This window comes from Variovorax sp. 01T439_2, assembly GCF_056398445.1.
On record NZ_JBFTPJ010000972.1, the window covers coordinates 1 to 2159 of the forward strand.

The window sequence follows — 2159 nt, forward strand, 5'->3', positions numbered from 1 at the left end:
GCAATGGCCGGCTGGATCGCATAGATCGAGATCGAGGTCGCGAGACTGGTCAGCAGCGCCGCAAGAATGATTCTTTTCGTCATCAACTACTCCTGATAATTTGAGGGAGCCATCGAGCGGAAAAACCGTTGAAGGCGGATGAACAGCCAGGACGTGCGATGAGAAAAGATGGTTCGCGCGTTCTGCATCTGTCGCACTCAAATCTAGGTTCCGGCCGGCCGGTGCGGTAGGCTTGTCGAGAGAAACGCCGCAGTGAGCCAACGGCATCAATGGCGGCGCGGCGTCGCTTCAGTACGAGCGAAAGCGCGGCCTGCAAGCGCATGGCTGCGCCACCGCGGCATGGCGGGAAGCAACTCGAAGTGGGAAGGGAAGGGAGGGGAGGGACTGCGAGGCGCAGCCATCAATGGCGAGGAAAGGCTGCGCTCCCGGCAACCATCACGCAGAAGCAGCAGGCAAGCAAGCAGCCCGCGGCAGCGCCACAGGCGGTGCCGCGGGCTGCAAAGGCTCAGGAGAGGTTCGCCTTGTCCAAGCCGAAGGCCTTGTCGGACGAGCCGGGCACGGTCTGGAACGCGACGTTCACGCGGTTCCATGCGTTGATGGCCATGACGCTGAAGCTCAGGTCCGAAAGCTCCTTTTCCGACAGCTGCGTGCGCACGCGCTCGTAGATGTCGTCGGGCACGCCGTGTTCGGGCAGCCTGGTCAGCACTTCGGTCCAGGCCAGCGCCGCACGCTCGCGCGGAACGAACAGCGTCGATTCGCGCCATGCGGCCAGGTGGTGAATGCGCAGCTCGCGTTCGCCATGGATCCTGGCCTCCTTGATGTGCATGTCCAGGCAGAACGCGCAGCCGTTGATCTGCGATGCGCGGATCGCGACAAGGTCCCGGATCGATTGTTCGATGGTGCCGCTGTCCACGAGCGTGCTGAACTCGATCAGCTTCTTGAAGAGCTCGGGCGATTGCTTGATGTAGTTGAGACGGTTGGTCATGTGTGCTCCGGCCTCAGTGCGGCTGAGGTACCCGTTCGCGGAGACCGCGAGAGAGGAGAGGGGAAAAAATGATCCTGGGCACCGGCGATGCGGTGCGCGTTCAGAAGTCCCAGATGATCGGAACCCAGCGAAAGATGTCGCCTTCCGCCRCCACCCGGCCGATGGAGGGGAAGGGCAGGTGGGCGGCCACCAGCAGTCCGCGGCTTTGCACCAGTTCGCGGAACAGGGCGAGGCGAACGCGGGTCGCCTCCTCGGGGTCGTGTTCGAAGCCGTTCTGCCAGTCGGGGTGGTCGAATGCGACCGGGAACATGGCATCGCCCGCGAACATCAGGCGCTCGTTGCCCGACACCAGGTCGACCACGCTGTGCCCCGGGGTGTGGCCGCCGGTACGGCGGACCACCACACCCGGCGCCACCTCGCGCCGCTCCTCGAAGATCTGCAGCCGGTCGCGGTATTCGTTGTAGAAGCTCTTGGCGGTCGAACGCAGCACCTCGGGCACCGGATTCGGCATCACCGTGCGGGAAAAGTCGGGCGACATCCAGAAGTCGACTTCGGCCTTGGCCACGTGGATGCGCACGTCCGGACGCAGGCGTTCCTTGATGCCGGGAACGAGCAGCCCGCCCACGTGGTCCATGTGCATGTGGGTGATGATCACGTCGGTGATGGACTCGAGCTCGATGCCGGCCGCAGCCAGCCGCTGGGGAAACTGCCCGGCCCTCGGAAAGCCCGGGAACTGGCCGCCCAGGCCCGCGTCGATCAGGATGGTCTGGTCGCCGCTGCGGGCCACCATCACGTTCAGCGGCCAGTCGTACTTGTCGGGCGGCATGAACATCTGGCCGAGCCAGTTGGCCAGGTCCGCCGGATCGGCGTTGGTGGCCATCGTCGTGGTGGGCAGCGGCAAGGGGCCGTCGCTGACCACCATCGCATCGATGTCGCCGATGCGCAGCGCGTAACGGGAGGGCACCAGGTCTTTGGGCTTCTCGCTCGTGGGTTGCAAGGTGTCATCAGTGAGGAACATGGCGGAATCTCCAAGAATGCGGCCCGGTTGCGCGGGCCAAACCAGCCGGGCGACTGGCAGCAAGTTGCCGTTCAACACCGAAGGGTTGTCGGGCTCGGATCACGGCTGAGTGCCGTATGCCATTGATCGTAGGGAGGCGGGGCGCGAGCCGGTAGG

3 protein-coding genes are annotated in these 2159 nt (G+C 64.6%); all 3 read right to left on the bottom strand.

The genetic code is table 11. The features are described from left to right. The coding region (locus tag AC1DOC_RS30590; RefSeq protein ID WP_478131219.1) for a hypothetical protein at positions 1-201 on the bottom strand (201 nt) is incomplete at its 3' end. A 304-nt stretch (positions 202-505) separates the two neighbouring features. Further along, positions 506-985, bottom strand: coding sequence for a carboxymuconolactone decarboxylase family protein (locus tag AC1DOC_RS30595; protein ID WP_015865455.1), 480 nt, complete (start codon positions 983-985; stop codon positions 506-508). A 100-nt stretch (positions 986-1085) separates the two neighbouring features. Continuing rightward, entirely contained in the window at positions 1086-2003 is a 918-nt protein-coding gene (locus tag AC1DOC_RS30600; RefSeq protein WP_478131220.1) for an MBL fold metallo-hydrolase, read from the bottom strand. Positions 2004-2159 lie beyond the last annotated feature (156 nt).

Bases quoted from the DNA above. Each gene is read 5' to 3' on its own strand.
- AC1DOC_RS30595 (WP_015865455.1), bottom strand. From the start codon at position 985: ATGACCAACCGTCTCAACTACATCAAGCAATCGCCCGAGCTCTTCAAG.